14 protein-coding genes are annotated in these 20,051 nt (G+C 67.7%); 2 read left to right on the top strand and 12 right to left on the bottom strand.

The features are described 5' to 3' along the window. The first annotated feature begins 14 nt into the window (after window positions 1-14). On the top strand, window positions 15-458 hold the full coding sequence (locus tag EJP67_RS04375) for a universal stress protein (RefSeq protein WP_126019802.1): 444 nt from the start codon (window positions 15-17) through the stop codon (window positions 456-458). An 18-nt stretch (window positions 459-476) separates the two neighbouring features. On the opposite strand, the gene EJP67_RS04370 is transcribed toward EJP67_RS04375, so the two are convergent. From EJP67_RS04370 to EJP67_RS04335, 8 genes are all read right to left on the bottom strand, one after another. Then, window positions 477-1,763, bottom strand: a complete 1,287-nt coding sequence (locus tag EJP67_RS04370) for a hypothetical protein (protein WP_240650490.1) — start codon at window positions 1,761-1,763, stop codon at window positions 477-479. Window positions 1,764-1,867: 104 nt separating this feature from the next. Further along, window positions 1,868-4,081 carry a LamG-like jellyroll fold domain-containing protein gene (locus tag EJP67_RS04365; RefSeq protein ID WP_126019800.1) on the bottom strand — a complete coding sequence of 738 codons (2,214 nt, stop codon included), beginning with the start codon at window positions 4,079-4,081 and terminating at the stop codon, window positions 1,868-1,870. Window positions 4,082-4,608: 527 nt separating this feature from the next. Further along, on the bottom strand, window positions 4,609-5,052 hold the full coding sequence (aroQ, locus tag EJP67_RS04360; RefSeq protein WP_126019798.1) for a type II 3-dehydroquinate dehydratase: 444 nt from the start codon (window positions 5,050-5,052) through the stop codon (window positions 4,609-4,611). A gap of 25 nt (window positions 5,053-5,077) precedes the next feature. Next, window positions 5,078-5,899, bottom strand: a complete 822-nt coding sequence (gene aroE / locus EJP67_RS04355; RefSeq protein WP_126019796.1) for a shikimate dehydrogenase — start codon at window positions 5,897-5,899, stop codon at window positions 5,078-5,080. Window positions 5,900-5,912: 13 nt separating this feature from the next. After that, window positions 5,913-7,142, bottom strand: a complete 1,230-nt coding sequence (locus EJP67_RS04350; RefSeq protein ID WP_126019794.1) for a CaiB/BaiF CoA transferase family protein — start codon at window positions 7,140-7,142, stop codon at window positions 5,913-5,915. Beyond that, entirely contained in the window at window positions 7,139-7,600 is a 462-nt protein-coding gene (locus EJP67_RS04345) for a MaoC family dehydratase (RefSeq protein ID WP_126019792.1), read from the bottom strand. The genes EJP67_RS04350 and EJP67_RS04345 overlap by 4 nt, the downstream gene beginning before the upstream one ends. A 26-nt stretch (window positions 7,601-7,626) precedes the next feature. Next, on the bottom strand, window positions 7,627-8,019 hold the full coding sequence (locus EJP67_RS04340) for a VOC family protein (protein ID WP_126019790.1): 393 nt from the start codon (window positions 8,017-8,019) through the stop codon (window positions 7,627-7,629). Continuing rightward, on the bottom strand, window positions 8,016-8,945 hold the full coding sequence (locus tag EJP67_RS04335) for a ketopantoate reductase family protein (RefSeq protein WP_126019788.1): 930 nt from the start codon (window positions 8,943-8,945) through the stop codon (window positions 8,016-8,018). Before EJP67_RS04335 ends, EJP67_RS04340 begins: the two co-directional genes overlap by 4 nt. Window positions 8,946-9,048: 103 nt before the next feature. Between EJP67_RS04335 and EJP67_RS04330 the strand changes: the two genes are divergently transcribed. Continuing rightward, the gene (locus EJP67_RS04330) at window positions 9,049-10,005 is read left to right on the top strand and encodes a LysR family transcriptional regulator (protein ID WP_126019786.1); all 957 of its coding nucleotides are present in this window, start codon (window positions 9,049-9,051) and stop codon (window positions 10,003-10,005) included. A gap of 29 nt (window positions 10,006-10,034) precedes the next feature. Here EJP67_RS04330 and EJP67_RS04325 read toward each other — a convergent pair whose 3' ends face one another. Genes EJP67_RS04325 through EJP67_RS04310 form a run of 4 tightly spaced genes read right to left on the bottom strand, consistent with a single transcriptional unit; the run spans window position 10,035 to window position 20,047 of the window. Then, a complete protein-coding gene (locus EJP67_RS04325; RefSeq protein ID WP_240650489.1) occupies window positions 10,035-15,185 on the bottom strand; it encodes a malto-oligosyltrehalose synthase in 5,151 nt (1,716 codons plus the stop codon). After that, the gene (gene treZ / locus EJP67_RS04320) at window positions 15,175-17,025 is read right to left on the bottom strand and encodes a malto-oligosyltrehalose trehalohydrolase (protein WP_126019783.1); all 1,851 of its coding nucleotides are present in this window, start codon (window positions 17,023-17,025) and stop codon (window positions 15,175-15,177) included. The genes EJP67_RS04325 and treZ overlap by 11 nt, the downstream gene beginning before the upstream one ends. A gap of 37 nt (window positions 17,026-17,062) precedes the next feature. Next, window positions 17,063-19,231 carry a glycogen debranching protein GlgX gene (glgX, locus tag EJP67_RS04315; protein ID WP_126019781.1) on the bottom strand — a complete coding sequence of 723 codons (2,169 nt, stop codon included), beginning with the start codon at window positions 19,229-19,231 and terminating at the stop codon, window positions 17,063-17,065. A gap of 33 nt (window positions 19,232-19,264) precedes the next feature. Continuing rightward, window positions 19,265-20,047: a mechanosensitive ion channel family protein gene (locus EJP67_RS04310; RefSeq protein WP_126019779.1), complete on the bottom strand. Its 783-nt coding sequence runs from the start codon at window positions 20,045-20,047 to the stop codon at window positions 19,265-19,267. Window positions 20,048-20,051: the final 4 nt, after the last annotated feature.

The raw sequence follows: 20,051 nt of genomic DNA, 5'->3' as shown, positions 1-20,051 counted from the left end.
ACGCGGAGCCCTTCATGTTCAAACGCATCCTCGTCGCCACCGACGGCACCGCCCTTTCGAAGAAGGCCGTCGACAGCGCCATCGCGCTTGCGGTGCAGAACGACTCGGACCTGGTCGCCCTGACCGTCGTCCCCCGTTACCCGAAGAGCTATTTCGAAGGCTCGATGACCTTCTCGGCAGAAGACGTCGGCCGCATCGAGAAGCAATGGGCGGAGAAGGCGCAGGCCATGCTCGACAAGGTGCGCGACCGCGCGCGGGAGCGCGGCGTGCGGGTAAAGACGGCGCAGGCCAGCTCGGACCTGGTCGCCGAATCGATCATCGCCGCGGCGAAGAAGCACAGGAGCGACCTGATCGTGATGGCCTCGCACGGACGCAAGGGCCTCAAGCGCCTCTTGCTGGGAAGCGAGACGCAGCAAGTCCTGGTTCGATCGTCGCTGCCGGTTCTGGTGCTGCGGTAGTGGGCTCGACCGAACACGCTACTTCAGCACCGCGCCGCCTCGCGCAAGGTATTGCGCCGAAAGGCGCGCGAACTGGCCGCCGTCCGTACCGATCGAGGTCTGGCTGCCCGCACCGGCGCTGAAGACGATCCCGACAGTGTGCATGTCGCCGTACTCCTGGGTGTTGGTCAGCATGTAGTCGACGTGGTTGTCGCGATAGTGCTGGTCGGTGCCGCCGGGCGTGTCGGAAGGCACGCCCATTGGCGTCTGCCACCACAGGATGGGCAGATCGTTGCCCAGGGCCGCGCGGTAATCCGAATACTGCTTCTGCGAATCATGGAAGCTGGGGCTGGTCTTGTTGCTTGCGTCCCAGTAGAACGGAGCGCTTCCGTTCTGGCATTCCGGAGGCGGCGATGCAGCTTCGCGGCAGCCCGCGTCGCGATCGCTGGTCTGGGCGACGATGAAGTCCGCCTGGTTCGCACCGACGGTCCGCATCATCGCGGCGATCTCGGCGGGCGTGCCATTCCAGAAGGCGGGCGGGAACCCGATCAGTGCCTTGGGTGCGACCTTGCGGCCCATCTGCACGAAGCACTGGCCCAGGCCAGCCACGGTATCGGGCAGCGTGCTGCATTCGGGCTGCCCCTTCACGGAAGCGGCCATCTTCGTCAGGTCGCGGCCGGGCGCCTGCGACGCGGCGAAGCCCCAGAAGTCCGGCTCCACGTTGACGAGGGCAGGCTTGCCCCATTCCGCGATGCGCTGGTACATCAGGCGGACCTGGCCCCAGTACTTGTTCATGAAGGTCGCGTCGCTGATGCCGCTGAGATTGCCTTCGCCGTTCGCCGTCATCTGGTAGAGCGTGAACATGGGCACCGCACCATAGGCATCGGCAGCCTGCGCAGTGAAGGTGACGTAGGCCCCATCGGGGCTGTTCCACGTCGGCCAGGCGCCCGAGCCGACTCCCACCAGGTAGCGCTCCACGATGTCGGGGTGGATGTCCTGGCTCTTCATGTCGTCGATGGAGGTCGCTCCCAGTCCAACCAGCACTCGCGAGGGTTTGCCCAGCTTGCTGGCCAGGGCGACGGTGGCCGGCACGGGCGCGGTGCCACCGCTCGTGCCGCCGGTGCCGCCCTGGGTGCCGCCGCCGGAGGTGTTGCCGGCCACCTGTCCACCGTTGTTCTGCCCGCCGGTGCCGGCCTGGCCCGTCGGGCTGCCGAACAACGGAATGCCGGCCCCGCCACCGCTACCGCTGCCACCTCCTCCGCCACAGCCGAAGAGCAGCAGCGAGGCCAGCAGCGCGGAAACGGATCGTCGAGAAAGAATGCCCATGGAAAAGTCCGAAAGGTGAGAGGAAACAAATACCGGCGTGCCCGTGCAGGCACACACCGGTTCGGGTTCAGGGTTGTCCGGGCAGCGCGGCTGCCCGATGGCGCTCAGCGGGCGAGGTTCGCGATGAAGGCCGCGTCCTGCGCGCCGCTGTAGATGCGGAAGTCCTGCATGCGGCCCTTGAAGTACGGGTCGCCGCCGTATTGGGAGCGGCCCAGCCAGGTCTGCGTCGTGCGGCCCAGCTGGAAGGGATTGATCCAGATGCCGTCCGCGGTCGCGACCTGCGTGCCGTCCACGTAGAGCATGCCCACGGTGCCTGAAAGCGTGACCGCCACATGCACCCAGCGCTGCGTGGGCAGCACGTCGGTCGTCACGGACTCCTCGTTCCAGAACTGGTTGCGCGAGCCCGAAAAACGCAGCTTGCCGTTGCCGTCGCGAGGAATCAGCGAGATGTAGGCCACGTCGTTGGAGCCGAAGTCGAAGATGCGCGTATTGACCACCGAGGCATCCCAGTAGACCCACACCGCCGCCGTGAAATCGCCCAGGGCCGACACGGCCCCGTCGGGCAACTGGACGTGGCCGCTGCGACCATCGAGTTGCACGGCGCTTCCGCCGTTGCGCCCTTCGCCCCAGCTCGTACCGCCCTTCAACTGCGCGTTCAGGCCGCGGCCGCTGGCGTCGTTGGCATTGCCGTTGAGCGGCAGGTGCAGCCACAGCTCGCCGGGAACCGCCACGCGCAAGGTATCCGCACCGGTGATCTCGCCGGCGTCGGTCACCGCATCGATGCGGTAGTACCAGGTGCCCTCGTCGGCATCGTCGGTGTAGGTGCGTGGATCGGTGACGGGCGCAAGGGTCGTGAACGGACCGTTCGGTGAAGCAGCCCTCTGCACGAGGTATTGGGAAGCGCCCGCCGTGCCCCACCAGGACAGCTGCACCTTTGCGTTGTTCAGGAATGCGCTCAGGCCGCTGGGCTTTGCGGCAGGGACCGGATCGCGCGCATAGAGCAGCGTGCCGATGCCCGGCTGGTCGCCGCCGTCGACGCGCTCGGGCCGGATCTTGTCGAGCATCGCCTTGGTCCAGGGTGCCGAGAGTCCCTTGCGGCTCACATAGTGGCTGTAGATGAGGTCCCAGTTGGGCCGCAGGCTGTTCGTGCCCGCAGCAGCGGTCGCCGGTCCGAAGACGCCGTTGTAGGGAGCGAACGGCATCGTGAACAGGGCATTGCCGTTCGCATCCGCGAGGTTCGTCTTGGCCACGTACTCGGCGCCGGCCAGCAGCCGGTTGTTCCAGTAGCCGAAGAGGTCCTCGCCCTGGTTCCAGGCCATCTGGCACAGCATCCCGGCCAGCGAGATGCCGAGGGTCGAGTGGCCCTGGTCGCGATGGCTCTCCTGCCATTGCCCGAGGTAACCAGGGTGCACGAAGTAGACGCTGCCGGCACTCGTACCGTTGCCGCGGCCGCTCTTGTAATAGTTGCTAGCCTCGGCGACCAGGTCGGGCCGGTCGCAGAACACGCCGATCGCGTAGACGGCGCAGATGTTGGCCAGGTCCCAGTTGGCCCAGTAGTGGGTGACCTTTCTGGTCTCCGTGCCGTTGTGGTTGACAAGAAAGTCATGGGCCTTCGGGTAGAACACGTTCATCAGCATGGTCTGGAAGCGGGCAACGTCTTCCTTCGCCCAGCCGGAGTAGGTCCGCATCAGTTCCGCGGCGTTGGCCCACTGGTTGCCGTAAAGGCCCGAGGCCAGGTAGACGTTCGAATTGCCGCCCAACTCGGTCAAGGTCGACGACCATGCATTGAGGAACTCCACCGCCTTCTTCGCGTAGCTCTCGTCGTTCGAAATCTTCCAGCGCAGCGCGTAATGAAGGGCGCGCACCATGTCGCCGACCATCTGCCCGTAGTTCTCGCCATCGACGCCGCGCGTCACCAGCGCCAGGGGGCGCGGCTTCGCATCGAGGCCGGTGGTGTTCGCCCTGAGCATCATGTTCAAGCCGCCCACCCATGGCTCCGCCTTGGCGGCCAGCTTGTCGCGGATGCGCTGCAGATCGTCTTCCGTAACGAGCAGGCCGGGGTGCACGATCTTGTGCACTGTGGGCTCGGGGGTCGTCGGCTCGAGTGCAGGGCTATCGGGGGTAGTGGGGGAATCGACACCGGCGACCGCAGCAGATGTCTGCTGCGCGGCCGCCCCACCTATGGGCGAGAAACTGCTGCCCCCGCTTCCTCCACCGCAAGCCGTCGTGCCCAGGGCGATTGCACTCGCGGTGCCGATGAAGAAGGTGCGGCGATCCAGCAGGCCGGCGTCTTTGTCGTCGTTCGTGGGATGGGTCATTTATCGGAATGTGTAAATAAATGCTTCTGCAAAGTGCATGCCATTCGCTTCGATGGGTAGACGAAATGAAATCGGTAAAACCGATGGATGCATTGAGCGCGTTGCGAGAGACACGCAGTGGCAAGAAGTGACATTCGTTGTCACATGAGACGCCGGCGAAACGACATTGAATGTCACTGCCTCCGGCCATGCCGGCACCGCATCGACCGCGCGACACGGCAAGCCCGATCAGTGTGACCTGTAAAGAGGCGGCAACGAGCGTTGAATTGCCTCTGAAAATGAGCGGCTGAATTTCATTTTCGGAATGACCGGAAGCACTGCAACTTGCTTGCGTTCATTCCATCTCGAAGACGCAGTGATGCCGATGCTTTCGCTGGATGCGAAATGGTCTTCGTCCGGGTCGCTGTCGAGCCCGGTTTTCCGCCGCCGACCGCCTCATGTTTCGCAGGCGGCACGGCTATCTCGCTGCGACCCCGCCTCGTCGTCGCCGGGCATCGCCGGGGCGGGCTCGCGCAGCTTGCTTCTCGCTAGCCGGCGCCTCGCACCGCCGACACGGCAGCACGCAAGGCGAGCAGGTAGCTGTCCAGGCCGAAGCCGCAGATCTGGCCCTTCACGATGTCCGCGAACACCGAGTGATGCCGGAACTCCTCGCGCGCATGGATGTTCGACATGTGCAGTTCGACCACCGGCACCGTGAGGATTGCCAGCGCGTCCCTGATGCCGTAGCTGTAATGCGTCCATGCGCCGGCGTTGATCAGGACCGCATCGACGCCATCGACGAAGCCCTGGTGGATGCGCTCGCACATGGCGCTTTCGCTGTTGGTCTGGAAGCTCTCGACCTCCGCGCTCAGCTCCTTGCCCAGCGCCTGCAGCTTCGCGTCGATCTCGGCGAGCGTCGTGTTGCCGTATTGCTTCGGATCGCGCTTGCCGAACATGTTGTGGTTGATGCCGTGGAGCATGAGGATCTTCATCGGGTCTCTCCTTCTTGTCGCGGCCTCAGACCAGCGGGATGGTCATGCGCTCGATGACTGCACGGGTGTCGGGCCGCACGCCGCGCCACCACAGGAAGGCTTCGGCCGCCTGCTCGACCAGCATGCCCACGCCGTCGGCGAGCTTGGGGACACCGGCGTTCTGGGCCAGCCGCAGGAATGGCGTCAGGCCCTTGCCGTACGCCAGTTCGTAGGCGAGCCTGGCGTTCTGGAAGGTCTGCGCCGGCACAGGTGGCAGCTCGGCCTTGAGGCTGGCCGAGGTGCCGTTGATGACGATGTCGAAGCGCTCCCTAGCCAGGTCTGCATAGGCGCAGGCGCGCACGGGGCCATGCCCTGCGAACTGCTCGGCGAGGTCGACCGCCTTCGGCAAGGTCCTGTTCGCGAGCACCAGTTCGGCCGGCTCTTGCGCGAGGAAGGGCAACAGGGCTCCGCGCACCGCACCGCCCGAACCGAGCACCAGCATGCGCGCGCCCTTGAGAGAGAAACCCAGGTTGCTCTGGATGTCCCTGGTCAAACCCACGCCATCGAAGTTGTCGGCAAGGATGCGGTCGCCTTCGAACTTGAGCGCGTTGGTGGCACCGGCCAGTTCGGCACGCTCCAGCCGTTCGGTCGCCAGGGCCAGCGCCTGCAGCTTGAATGGCGCCGTCACGTTCAGGCCGAGCCCGCCCGCCTTGCGAAACGCGTGCACGTCGTCCGCGAAGCGCTCGAGCGAGCCTTCGATGGCGCCGTATTCGATGTCCTGGCCGGTCGCTCGCGCAAAGCTGCCGTGGATCAGCGGCGACTTGGTGTGGCCGATGGGATTGCCGATGACGGCGTAGCGGTCTGTCATGCTGCCCTCCTCCTCATGCGCTGTAGAGGACGCCGTCGGCCTGCATCTCGGCGATCTGGGCGGCGTCGTAGCCCAGGCTCGCGGCGATCTCGGCGTTGTGCTCGCCGAGCTCCGGCGCCACCTGCGTGATCGAGGTGTCGCAGCCCGACATGCGGAAGGGCAGATTGGGCAAGCGGATGTTGCCCAGCACCGGGTGCTCCTGCTCCACCACCATGCCGCGCGCCTGGATCTGCGGGTCGGCCAGCACTTCGTCGATGCGCTGCACCTTGGCACAGGGCACGTCGATGCCGTCCAGCATCTTCAGTATCTCGGCCACGGGTCGCTGTGCCACCCAAGGGCGGACCACTTCGAGGATTTCCAGGCGGTTTGCGTTGCGCCCGGCCGCTGCGTGCAGGCGCGTGTCGCCTCCGAAACCCGCCGGTCCGCCGTTCTGCTCGACGAGCGCGGCGAAGCGCTTCCATGCATCGTCGACCTGCGCGGCGATGACCAGGTCGCCGTCCTGTGCGCGGAACACGCCGTACAGGGTCGAATTGGGCATGTCGTGGCCGGTCTGCACCGGTACCTCCTTGCCGCCCGAGAGCGTGTAGCACTGCACCGCGTATTCGTGCATCGACACCAGCGTGTCGTACAGCGCCATGTCGATGTGCTGTCCGCGGCCCGACTTCACGCGGCCCAGCAGCGCGGCGTTGATCGCCGCCACGGCGTGGATGCCGGTGTACATGTCGCCGAGCGATATACGCAGCAGAGGCGGCGCCTCGCCGGGATTGCCCACCATCTGCATGATGCCGCTCTTGGCTTCAGCAATCAGGCCGAAGCCGGCGCGGTGCGAGTCCGGTCCGGTATGGCCGTATGCGGAGATCGAGCAGTAGACGAGGCCCGGGTTGGTCTCGGCCAGTTCCGCGTAGCCCAGGCCCAGCTTGTCCAGCGCGCCGGGGCGGTAGTTCTCGACGAACACGTCGGCGCTGTCGACCAGCTTCTTCATCAGCGCGCGGCCACGCGGGTCCTTGGTGTTGACCGACAGGCCCTTCTTGCCCATGTTCTGCTGCAGGAAGTAGCCGCTGTGGTCGCCGACGAACCAGGCGTGCTGCCGGCCGGCATCGCCGGAGCCGGGGCGCTCCACCTTGATGACTTCGGCGCCCAGCGCGGCCAGGCAGCGGCCCACATAGGGACCGGCAAGAAAATGGCTGTAGTCGATGACGCGGATTCCCGCCAGGGGCAATGCCTGCCGTGCCGCCGCGTTCATGCCGGCCTCCTGGGCACCATCACGCGATGCTCGCCCTTCTGCACGACTTCGTCGCGCTGGTTGATCAGTTCGGACGGCAGCACCAGGATGCCCCAGCCAGGCTTGCTCTTCGATTCGCGCTTGGACTCGACGCGGAACCTCACCCGCACCGTGTCGCCGAGCTTGATGGGCGCCACGAAGCTCCATTCCCAGCCCAGCGACATGCCGGGCATGAAGCGCATGTCGCTCCTTGTCTTGAGGCCGTCTGCGATCGAGAGGCCGAACAGGCCGTGGGCCACACGGGTGCCGAAAGGCGTGGTGCGGGCGTAGGCCTCGTCGGTGTGCACGGGCGTGTGGTCGCCCGTGAGGTCGGCGTAGGCCATCACGCGGGCTTCCGTCACTTCGTACGGCGGGCTGATGCATTCCTCGCCGACGACGGCGTCGTCCCAGTACTTGTCTTCGATGGTGAGTGTGTTCATGTCGGGGTCTCGGGTACGGACAGGGTTCAGGCGCGGGGATCGATCGCCAGCGCCTTGGCCACGGCGCCGGGGCTGGCCTGGATGAATTCGACGGCCAGGCCATCGGGCAGGCGCAGCCAGTTGCGGCCCTGGGGCATCTCGGTGACGCCGAAGGCCTTTGCGGCGGCCAGTGCGGCCTCGAGGTCTTCGCACATCACGCCGAGGTGGCCCAGCCGACCTTCGGGGCCGTCGTGATCGGGCCTGGCCATGAACTGCATGCCCCCGAGCGTCCAGTACTGGATGGGCTCTTCGACGGTGCCCTGCACTTCCCGCATGGTCATGCCGCACACGTCGTGGAAGAACTTGATATGCCAATGGATGTCGCGCACCCAGATGGCGACGTGCTCGACGTAGGCTTTCGGTATGGCCCGGGTGTTCATTTCGCCTCCATGCGCCGTTCGATGCCCTTGATCGCTGCGACCAGCGTCTGGTTGACGGGCGTCGGCATGCCGTATTTGCGGCCCACGCGCACCACGGCGCCGTTGATGAAGTCGATCTCGGTGATCGAGCCCTTCTCCAGGCTCTGCAGCATCGAGGTCTTGAATTCGTAGGGCAGGCCCTCGGCAGCCATCAGCCAGGCGTCGCGCGGCGCCTTGATCGACAGCTTCGCCCCGCTGGCCTCGGCAACCGCCATCGCTTCGGCCACCGCGGCGATGGCCGTGGCTTCGATCTCCGGCACCGCGTAGAGGCTTCCGTAGACCTGGCCGGTGATGCCGCTCAGTGCACCGGTCGCGACGTTGATCAGGAGCTTGTCCCACATCGCGCCGAGGATGTTGCCGCTGACCTCGCAAGGCAGCTCGGCGCGCTCGAACTCCGCGGCGATCGCCCTGGCGCGTTCGCTGACGCGGCCGTCGATCTCGCCGATCACCGTGCGCTTGCCCTGCGTGCCGGCAATGACATGACCCGGAGCGAGCATCACGCCGCCGACGTAGGTCTTGCCGGCGAGCACATGCCCGGCCCCCACCACTTCCGAGAGGATTTCCTCATGCCCCATGCCGTTCTGCAGCGACATCACGGCCGTGTCGGGCCCCACGATGTTTCGTGCCCCTTCGATGGCTGCACGCGTGTGGAAGGACTTGACCAGCACGACGATGAGGTCCGGGGCCTCGAGCCTCGTGCTGTCGAGCGCCGCGCGGACCCGGACGGTGCGCTCCGAATCGCCGACCTTCATGCGCAGCCCGTCGCGATTGATCGCATCGACGTGGGCCTGGAAGGGGTCGATCAGTGTGACATCGGACCCCGCTGCCGCAAGGGTCCCGCCGATGGCGCAACCCAGTGCGCCGGCGCCGAGAAAGTAGATCTTCATGTGAGCCTTCGTTCGGAATGACCCCGAAGATAGGTTCCAAGGATCATGCTGCCCATGGCATGGCTGCAATGATCTACATTCCAATTTGAAATGGAGACCCGGTTTGGACACTGACGACGACATCGAAGGCGACGCGTCCCTTCCCAGCATCAAGCTGCTGCGCCTGTTCGAGCTGCTCTACAGCACGAACAGCGTGACGCGGGCCGGCGAGGCGATGGGCCAGAGCCAGCCGACCGTGAGCAACTGGCTCGGACGACTGCGCCGGCAGCTGGGCGACGAGCTTTTCGTTCGCACCACCACCGGCATGCAGCCGACCCCGCGCGCGCAGGAGCTGATCGTGCCGGTGCGGGAAGCCCTGGCCGCACTGCGCCGAGTGGCCGCGCCCGCCGAAGCCTTCGATCCGTCGGTTGCGACACGGCGCTTTCGCATCTGCATGACGGATGCCAGCCACATCACCCTGCTGCCGCGCCTGCTCGCGCATGTGCGCGCGGTCGCGCCCGGCGTTCGCCTGGAGGCCGCGCGAATCGACGAGCAAACCGGACAGGCGCTGCAATCCGGCGAGGCGGACCTCGCGATCGGCCTTGTGCCCCAGCTCGAATCGGGGTTCTACCAGCAGGTTCTCTACCCTCAGGACTGGGTGTGCCTCGTGAACGCGCGTCACCCTCGCATCGGCCTCAAGGGATTGGGCCTGCGCGAATACAAGGCCGAGGCCCATATCGGCATCGTTGGGGGCACTGGTGCCTTGCTGCTGGAGGCTGCACTGCAGCGACAAAAGATCGGGCGGCGCGTCCTGCTGGAGTTGCCGGGGTTCCTTGGCCTTGCGGCTGTCGTGTCCACGACCGACCTGATCGCAACCGTGCCGCGTCATATCGGCGAGACGCTCGCCAGTTCAAGTGGGAGCGCCTTGAAGGTCCACGGTTGTCCGGTGCGAGTGCCGCCGTTCACCGTCAAACAGCACTGGCACGTCCGCTACCACCAGGATCCTGCCAGCCGCTGGCTGCGCACGCTGTGCGAGGAACTGTTCTCGCACAAGCCCTTGAGGGCCAAGCCGCCGGGATAGTTGCCCGCACGGTGCCTGGAGGTCCCGAGTCAGCGGAATGCGCCCTCGGGAACCAGTGCCGCCCAGGGCATTGCGCTGAATGTCTCGCTCAGCTGCAGCCGGTCCGTGGCGGAAACGACCTCTCCTGTCAGCAGGTTTCGCATGGGCCCCGCGTCGAGGCCGTCCGGCAGACGGATCGTCGTGCCGTTCCATTTCGCCGATTCCGGCAGCGTCGGTCTTGCGGCATCGCCTGAAAATGACGCGAACAGCCGGCCAGCCAGGACCAGCACCGCCTGCTCGCCATGCCGCCGCGCGAATGCGACTACATGCCGCGCCAGTGGCCCCTCGACAGTCAGCGGTTCGTAGCTGCCTTCTCCAAACAGCAGCGGCTGCGCCCGTCGCAGGGTCAGAAGCCGCCAGATGAACCAGAGCTTCGCCCGCCCATCGTGCGGCGACGCGGCCATCGCGCGGACCCGGCGGGCAAGGCCGTCCTCGCCGGCCATTCCGTCCAGTTCGTCGAGCAGCCGCTGGCGCAGCGCATAGTCCACCGGCCGCCGGTTGTCCGGATCCACGAGGCTCAGCGCAATCAGCTCGCTGCCCTGATAGAGATCGGGCACGCCCGGCGAGGCGTACTTCAGCAGCATCAGCGTGAGACTGTTCCACGCACCGATCGTCGCCAGCCGGTCCGACAGCTGCCGGATGTCCCGCAGGCACTCGCCCTCCTCCCCGTTGCCGGCCGGAGCCAATATCTCGTGCACGAAATGTTCCAGCGCCGATTCGTACTCCTCGTCGGGCTGCGTCCAGCGCGTGCTCAGCTTGGCTTCGCGCGCGGCCTTTCGCATGTACTGGCAGATGCGCTGGGTGTAGTCCGGCAGCGCATCCGCGTCGAGCCCGCCCGGTGGCAGCGTGCCCAGCAGCGTCTGGTAGAGCAGGTATTCATCGGCACGCGACGGCGATTCGCCGCCCGGCAGATTCGCGCGCGTGCCGCGGCACTTGCCGTGCCAGCGTGCCAGCGCGCGCATCCACTCGTCGGGAATTTCCGAGAGCACGTCGATCCGGTTGCGGACGTCCTCCGCGCGCTTGTTGTCGTGCGTCGATGTTGCGAGCATGGTGTGCGGCCAGTGAAGTGCGCGATCGGCGGAAAGCGCGTGGAACTGCCCGACCTCGATACCGAAAAGATCCGGCTCGCCGCCCACCTCGTTGAGCGAGCTCAGCGGAAAGTAGCGATAGAACGCCGTGTCTTCCACGCCCTTGGCCGCCACCGGCGCACTGAACTGCTGGAAACGCATCGCGAAGCGGCGCACCCGTTCGGCGAGCGCGGGGTGGGCTGCAGTGGATGGCTCGCCACGCAGCGCCCTACTCAGCGCTCCACTCAGCGCCCCACTCAGCGCTCCACGCACGAACTCGAACACCGACAGATCGGCCTCGCCGCTGCGCCGAGCGGCTTCGGCCACGGCCTCGTCGATGAAGCGTCCGTCCTGCCCGGACGGCTCGCCGACGATGTAGGTGCGATAGACAGTCATGCAGGCGCAAACGCCAGACAAGGCCCGGCGCAGCGCATTGAGCGTGTAGTCGCGCGTGCCTCGGTCCGCCCGGGCGATGCGAAGCAGTTCGCCGGACAGCACATTGAGCTCCGACGACAACGCATTGCGCATCACCTCGCGCCGGCCTTCGCGGCAGATCGAGGCGAAGTCTTCCGCCACGCCTGTGAAGCGCTGCCAGGCGTGCAGCATGCGATCCCTGCCGGCCGTGTCGACCAGCACGCCGTTGGCCACGTTCGCGAACCGGTAGCCGGTGGTGCCATGCACATGCCAGCTGTGGGGAACTTCCTCGTGCGCCGCGGCGATCTTCTCGGCAACCACGTAGAGCGGCCGCGCGGGCCGGCCCTGCGTGTCGTGCGTCGGCAGCGCCAGTCCGGCGCGGCGCGCATAGCCTTCCTGGAGCTTGCGGAAGTAGTCCGCGGGGTCGTAGAGCCCGTCCGGATGGTCGATGCGCAGGCCGTCCACCACGCCCGAAGCCGCCAGATCCAGCGCGAACGACTGCGTGGCCTCGAACACCTCGTCGCGTTCCATGCGCACGCCGGCAAGATCGTTGATGTCGAAGAAGCGCCGGTAGTTGATCTCGTCGGCCGCCACCCGCCAGTGCGCGAGCCGATACGCCTGCGCCTCGATCAGCCGGTGCAGCGCATCGCGGGCTTGCGCCGAGGCCAGATTGAAATCCGCCACTGCTGCAGCGAGCGCATGGGCCACCATGGGCTCGCTGCGCGCCAGCTCCGCGAGGCGGGCCTTGAAGAGCTCCTTGTCGCGAACTCGCTCGGCCTGCTCGTGCGGCGATGCCAGCTCGCGCCCGGGAAGGCGACCGAAGGCCGTGGAAAGGCTCGCCAGCCGGTGCGCCGCATCCGCATCGCCCAGCCGCTCGAGCGCGCGTTCCAGCACCACCGGATAAGTCTCGGGCGCCAGCGGAAAGCGATGCTCGAAATAGCGGACGGCGAAGCCGCCCGCCGCTTCCTCGAAGCGCAAGACCAGCTCGCCGCCGTCCAGCGTCTCGCCGTAGTGCCCGCCCAGCACCGGCAGCAGCACCTTGCCGGCCAGCTCGGGGTTCAGCGGCTGCCAGTCGATGTCGAAGTGCTGGGCGAAAAGCGAGGCCGGGCCGTTTTCCAGCACGTCCATCCACCATGCGTTGTCGGCGCCGAACACGCCCATGTGGTTGGGCACCATGTCCAGAAGCTGCCCGAGGCCGTTGGCCTTCAGCGCGGCGACGAAGCGCGCGAAGCCTTCGGCGCCGCCCAGTTCGGGGTTGATCTCCGCATGCGCGACCACGTCGTAGCCGTGCGTGCTGCCCGGGCGGGCGCGCTGTATCGGCGAGCAATAGACATGGCTCACGCCCAGCTTCGCGAGGTACGGCAGCACGCGGATCGCGTCGTCGAAGCCGAAGTCCTTGTGGAACTGCAATCTGTAGGTGGCGCGTGGAATGCGCGCCCGCAGGCCGGCTGGCGCTTCATTCCGAGGCTGTCGTGGCCTTTCCTCGCGCAGCAGGCGCGCCAGGCCGTGCATCCGATCGCTCTGCGCCAGCGCCGCGACCGGCTGCGCCAGCTTGCGGCGCCAGTTGGGGTGTTCGTCGACAGTGCCCGGCATGTTGGCCTGCTCGACAGTGCCGGCCACGTCTTCCAGCTGCACCATCATCAGCGCCGACGGCGTGCGGGCCAGGAAGGCATGCGCCGCCTCCACCAGGCGCTGCGAAGGCATCGCAAGGCCGGCCGCCTCCGCCATTTCCTCGCGCGACAGCAGGCCCGCATGCTGCAGCGACTGCATCAGCTCGACGCGCTCGCGCATGCGGTCCGCCAGCTGCTTGTCGAAGATCGCCGGATCGGGAAACAGGCTCAGCGCCAGCCGCTCGCGCAGATCGGCGGCCGTCCACCAGCCCGCGAAGGTTGCCAGGTCGTGCGTGCTGATCGCGACCAGCGCGCCCGGCGGGTAATCGGCAGGGGCCTTGAAGCCGCCGCCCTGCCGCTGTTCGAAATAGAGCAGCCGGTACGAGAGCACGTCCGCGCGCGCGAGTCCTTCGCGCACCGCGTCCTCGACGGTGCCGAGATCCTCGCCCACCACCATGCAGCGCTGCCGGTGGCTTTCGATCGCAACGATGGCGAGCATCTCCTCCAGCGGGTAGTAGACGTACGCGCCCTCGGCCGCGCCGCACCCCGGTGGAATCCAGAACAGCCGCATCAGTCCCATCGCATGGTCGATGCGCAGGGCGCCCGCGCCGCGCATGCTGGCGCGCAGCGTCTCGATGAAGAAGCGATAGCCGTCGGTGCGCAGGCCGCCGGGCCTCAGCGGCGGCAGCCCCCAGCGCTGGCCGGCCGGGTTGAACTCGTCCGGTGGCGCGCCGATGCTGGCGTTCTCGGCAAAGCCATGCTGGAAGGACCAGGCATCGGAGCCCGCGCGATCGACGGATACCGCCAGGTCCGTGTAGAGGCCCACGCCCATGCCGAGTACGCGGCAGCGCGCCGCGACGTGCGAGAGCTGCCGGTCGGCCACCCATTGCAGGTACTGGTGAAAGCGCACCCTCCCCGCATGCACCCGTGCAAACGCAGCGACTTCGGCGGATTCCGGGTCGCGCCATGCGGCCGGCCATGAATGCCAGTCTCCCGAACCGTTGTCGGTGGAAAGGAAGTGAGCGCGCAAGGTCTCGAACACGGCATGCCGCCGCAAGGCTTCGCCGCGCCGGGCGACGAAGTCAAGGAAGGCCCTGCCCGCTTCATCGGGCTCGCCTTCAGGCGGCAGGTGGCGCTCGCAGAAATGCGCGAACAGCAGCTCCAGCACCTCGAACTTCGCCGCGGCCACGCCGGCGTAGTCGACCAGCGGCGCGGCGCGCAGCATGGCCAGGCGCTGCTGGAAATCCGGCGAGCCGACCTTTTCCCGCGCGGCCGCGCAGTCCGGGAAGCCATCGACCGCCTCGACGTCGATGCAGAGCACGTTGAGTTGCTGCCGCGACGACGGGCTGTACGGGCTGGCATGTTCCGGCGTGCCCGCGAACAGCGCATGCAGCGGATTGAGTCCGATGAGATCGGCGCCCTGCCCCGCCACTCGCACGGCCAGGTCCTCCAGATCGCCGAAATCGCCGATGCCCCAGTTGCGCGGCGAGCGCAGGCCGTAGAGCTGCACGGCCACGCCCCACACGCGGCCTGCGTCCTGCACGGCCGGCGGGCGGTAGCAATGGCCCGGCGTGGCCAGCACCAGCGTCTCGCCGGGCAGGCCTTCGACGCGCAGCCGATAGTAGCCGGCTTCGAGCGCGACAGGCATCTGCAGGATGCGCTCGCCAGGCGTCGCTTCTTCGGCACCCACGTCGCCCTCGCCTTCCAGCACGGTCCCGCACTCGTCGCTGATCTGCCAGCGCACGCGCCTCATCGAAGGCGCAATCCGCAGCCGCACCGGCCATCCGGTCGCCGGTACCTGTACGACCACAACCGGCGGCAGCGACCCGGCATGATCCGCCTGCCGTGCTGCTTCGAGCGCGGGGCCGGCTTCCGCCACATCGCCGAGCCGCACGCCGAACTCGGCCAGCAGCGCGATCAGGCTGCGCGCGCCAACTTCTCGGCGCCGTCCGAATGCGTCGAAATAGCCGGTGGCGATGCCGTGGTGCCCGCACAGGCGCGCGAGTTCATCGGTGACGGCGATCGGCGGCGGGCTTGCTTCATACGACACCCGGCGGATCCTCCAGCATCACGTGCACGGCGCCGCGCTCCAGGCGCATCGCGACCTCTTGGACGGCAGCGCCTTCGCTGTGGATCGTCTTGCCGGGCGGCGCAGCCAAGCCCGCCACGGGCCCATCGCCGAAGTGCGCCAGCAGGTGCAGCCGAGTGCCGGGCGCTCCGAGATCCCACGCCACCTGCAGCGTACCGTTCTCGCAGCGGTAGACGCCTGCGGCGCTCATGCCCGCAAGCCGGGGCACGATCAGCCGATGCCGAATCTCCAGCAGTTGCCGCACCTCGCACAGCCGCTCGAAGTGCGCGCGCGTGCCGCGCTCCCGCCAGCGCAGCTTCGAGGCGAGAAAAGTGGATTCGGCGTTCGGATCGGGAATGCGCGCTCGCGCCGCTTCGTCGGCGAATGCCGCGAAGCCGCCGAACTCGGAGCGCCGCCCCTCGGCAACGGCGCTCGCAAGCTCCGGGCCGAAGTCGCAGAAGTACAGGAACGGCGTCGAAGCCGCGAATTCGTCGCCCATGAAGAACATCGGCACATGCGGCGACAGCAGCAGGCAGGCCATCGCGGCGCGCACCAGCACCGGGTCGCCGAGCGCGTGGATGCGTTCGCCGAAGGCGCGGTTGCCCACCTGGTCGTGCGTCTGCAGGAACGAGACGAAGGCCTGCTGCGGCAGCCGCGTGCTCGGTTCGCCCCGGCGCTCGCCGTGCCGGAAGGCCGAGGGCTGCCCCTGGTAGACGAAGCCTTCCGCCAGCGCGCAGGCGAAGCTGGAGACCGGGTCGCCTGCATAGTCGGCGTAGTAGCCGTCGCGTTCGCCGGTGGCCAGCACGTGCGCGGCATGGTGGAGGTCGTCGTTCCACTGCGCGGTGCCCGCCACCGGAATGCCCCGGCCGTCGCGCATCAGCATCGAGGCCTGGTTGGCGTCGTTCTCCAGCACCAGGTGCACGTGGCGGCCCCGGGCCGGCCCGTCGTCGAGCGCCTGGCGGATCTCCTGCACGATGTGCGGCCGCGTCTCGTCGTGGATGGCGTGGATCGCGTCCATGCGCAGGCCGTCGAAGCGGAATTCCTCGATCCAGTAGCAGGCGTTGTGGATGAAGAAGTCGCGCACCGTGCGCGATGCCGGCCCGTCGAAGTTGATGGCCGGGCCCCAGGGCGTCTGGTGCCCCTGGTTGAAGAACTCGGGGCAGCAGGCGTGCAGGTAGTTGCCTTCCGGGCCGAAGTGGTTGTAGACCACATCGAGCAGCACCATCAGGCCCATCGAGTGCGCCGCGTCGATCAGTGCCTTGAGATCGTCGGGCGTGCCGTACGAGGCATCGGGCGCGAATGGCAGCACGCCGTCGTAGCCCCAGTTGCGGCGCCCCGGAAAGTCGGCGAGCGGCATCAGCTCGATGGCGGTGATGCCGAGCTCGGCGAGCTCCTCCAGCCGCTGCCGCGCGGCCCGGAACGTGCCTTCGTCGGTGAAGGTGCCCACGTGCAGTTCGTAGACAACCGCTTCCTCCCACGCGCGGCCGCGCCATGCATCGTCGGTCCATTCGAAGCGGCGCGGGTCGATCACCACGCTCGGGCCGTGCACGTCCTCGGGGTTGAAGCGCGAGGCCGGGTCGGGCACGCGGGTGCCGTCGGGCAGGCGGAAGCCGTAGCTGTCGCCCTGGCCTGCCTTCGGCACCGTCAGCCGGTGCCAGCCGTGGGCGTCGCGCTCCATGGGCAGCGTGACGGCGGCGCAACCGCTTGCCGCGGCGCGGTGCTCCAGCACCACGGCCTCGGCCGAAGGTGCCCAGAGGGCGAAATCCACGCCCTGCGCCTGCGCGGTGGCGCCGAAGGGCATGGTGTGTGCGTGGGTGCTCATCGGATCCTCTTTGCCCTGGTGCGGTGCTGTTTCGTGGTCATGGCCGCACGTCCGGCCGGCTCAGCACCACGAGCGAGCGGCATTGCAGCGGATAGGCGGGCTCGCTCCATGCAGGCGCATGCGCGGCCGCGTCCTCGGTGGTCAGCGGAGGCGCGGTGTTCGCGGTGTCGACCAGCAACCGCCATGCGCCATGCGGCGCCGCCGGCAGCGTGAAGGCGATCTCGTCGTGGTGGGCGTTGAACAGCACGATGAAGTCGTCGTCGAGCTGCGCCTCGCCGCGCGGGCCCCGGTCGACGATGCCGCCGCCGGGGATGTACATCGCGATGCAGCGCGCGTTGGCGTCGTTCCAGTCCTCGGGGCGCATCTCGGCGCCGTCGGGCCTGAGCCAGTGCACGTCTGTCACTGTCTCCACCTCCGCCGGCCGGCCCGCGAAGAAGGTGCGGCGCCGGAACGAGGGGTGCGCGCGGCGCAGCGCGACCATCCGTTCGACGAAGGTCACGAGCGCGAGCCGCTCGGGCGTGGGCGTCCAGTCGAGCCAGCCGAGTTCGTTGTCCTGGCAATAGACGTTGTTGTTGCCCTGCTGCGTGTGGCCGCGTTCGTCGCCCGCCAGCAGCATCGGCACACCCTGCGACAGCAGCAGCGTGGCCAGCAGGTTGCGCTTCTGGCGCTCGCGCAGGGCCAGCACTTCCGCATCGTCGGTCGGCCCCTCGGCGCCGCAGTTCCACGAGACGTTGTTGCTGCTGCCGTCGCGGTTGTCCTCGCCGTTGGCCTCGTTGTGCTTGTCGTTGTACGAGACCAGGTCGTGCAGCGTGAAGCCGTCGTGCGCGGTCACGAAGTTGATGCTGGCGGTGGGCTGCTTGCCCGACCAGCCATAGAGATCTTCCGAGCCGGTGATGCGCCGGGCCAGCTCGCCGAGCAGGCCGCCGTCGCCTTTCCAGAATCCGCGCAGGCCGTCGCGGTAGCGGTCGTTCCATTCGGCCCAGCCGGGCGGGAAGTTGCCCACCTGGTAGCCGCCGTGCCCCAGGTCCCAAGGCTCGGCGATGAGCTTCACGCGGTTGAGCGTCGGGTCTTGCCCGATGGCATCGAAGAAGCCCCCGAGGTTCTCCACCTTGCCCGACTCGCGCGCCAGCGCCGAGGCCAGGTCGAAGCGAAAGCCGTCGACGTGCATTTCCTCCGCCCAGTAGCGCAGCGAATCCATCACCAGCTGCAGCGCGTGCGGATGCTCCAGGTTGACGGTGTTGCCGCAGCCGGTGAAGTCGTCGTAGTAACGGCGGTTGTCGCCGTTGACGATGTAGTAGGAGGCGTTGTCCACGCCGCGCATCGAGAGCGTGGGCCCGAGCTGGTTGCCTTCGCAGGTGTGGTTGTAGACCACGTCGAGGATCACCTCGATGCCCGCCGAGTGCAGCGTCTTCACCATGGTCTTGAACTCCTTCACCTTGCCCGAGGCGCTGTAGCGCATCTCGGGCGCGAAGAAGGCCAGCGTGTTGTAGCCCCAGTAGTTGCGCAGGCCGCGCTCGGACAGGTGGCGGTCGTTGAGGAAGCCGTGCACCGGCAGCAGCTCGACGGTGGTCACGCCCAGCCGCTTGAGGTAGTCGACCACCGGCGCGCAGCCCAGTGCCGCGTAGGTGCCGCGCAGCGCGGGCGGCACGTCGGGGTGGGTCATGGTGAAGCCGCGCACGTGCATCTCGCAGATCACCATGTCCTGCCAGGGGATCATGGGCCGGCGGTCGTCACCCCAGGTGAAGGCCGTTTCGAGCACGCGGCCCTTGGGCATGAGCGGCGCGCTGTCGCGGCGGTCGAACGACAGGTCTTCGCGCTTGCTGCCTACCGTGTAGCCGTAGAGCGCGTCGCCCCAGCGCAGCTCGCCCACCAGGTCCTTCGCATAGGGGTCGAGCACCAGCTTGTGGGCGTTGAAGCGGTGGCCCTCCTCCGGCTTGTAGGGGCCGTGCACCCGGTAGCCGTAGGCCTGGCCGGGGCGCGCCTCGGGCAGGTAGCAGTGCCACACGCCATCAGTGCGGTCGCGCAGCGGAATGCGCTGCAGCTCCTGGCGGCCGCGATCGTCGAAAAGGCACAGCTCGACCTTCTCGGCGTGCTGCGAGAAGAGAGCGAAGTTGACGCCCTCCCCGTCCCAGGTGGCGCCGCGCGGGTAAGGCCGCCCGGGCCAGACGGCGGTGATGGAGGGGGTAGCGGCGTTCCTGGATGTCATCCGATGGCAGTAGGTTGAAGGGCTGTGCCGCGTTCAGCGCGGCGGGCGGTCGTTGTCGTGGCGCGGGTACAGACCTGTGCCGCCGACGACGGTCGGGGGTGGCGGAGGCGGCGGTGGCGCGGGCATGGCAGGCGGCACCCTGCCGTCCCTGGCCTCCTTCGGCCACCAGCGTTCGATGCAGGATTTCGCCCAGTCCTTGCCCGCCAGGCCGAAGGCCAGGGCCAGCGCGAAGACCGCGCCCGCGAGGATCACCAGGAAGCTCTCGCGCACGATGTCTCCGCCCACCTTGACCTGGTCGAGCGCGATCAGGATCACGAAAGCCATCACCGCGTACTGCGCGGCCTTGGCGAAGAGCGCGGCGTCCTGCATCTTCACGCCCCGGAAATAGCTGGCCACCGCGTCGCCCACGAAGCGCGCGAAGTACGAGCCGAAGGCCAGCACCAGCAGCGCCACGAACACGTTCGGCACGAACCAGACGATGCGCCCCAGCAGGTCCGCGATGTAGCTCAGCCCCATGCCGTTGAAGGCGATGAGCAGCGAGGCGAGGATCACCAGCCAGTACGCGAGCACGCCGAACAGGCTGCTGGTGTCGCCCGCCAGGCCGCCCTGGCGCAGGAAGTTGTCGAGGCCGGCGCGCTCGGTCAGCACGTTGAAGTTGATGGCGCGCAGCGCCTTCGTCACCGCGAAGCGCACCGCCTTGGCCACGAGCCAGCCGACGAGCACGACCACCAGCGCGACCAGCAGCCGGGGAATGAAGGCGCCGACCTGATAAAGAATGGCGCGTAGCGGCTCCAGGTGAATGCCGAAGTTTTCCATGGTG

The organism is Variovorax guangxiensis (assembly GCF_003952165.1).
In the GTDB taxonomy this organism is placed as follows: Bacteria; Pseudomonadota; Gammaproteobacteria; order Burkholderiales; family Burkholderiaceae_C; genus Variovorax; species Variovorax guangxiensis.
This window is presented reverse-complemented; position numbering and strand designations above follow the sequence as displayed.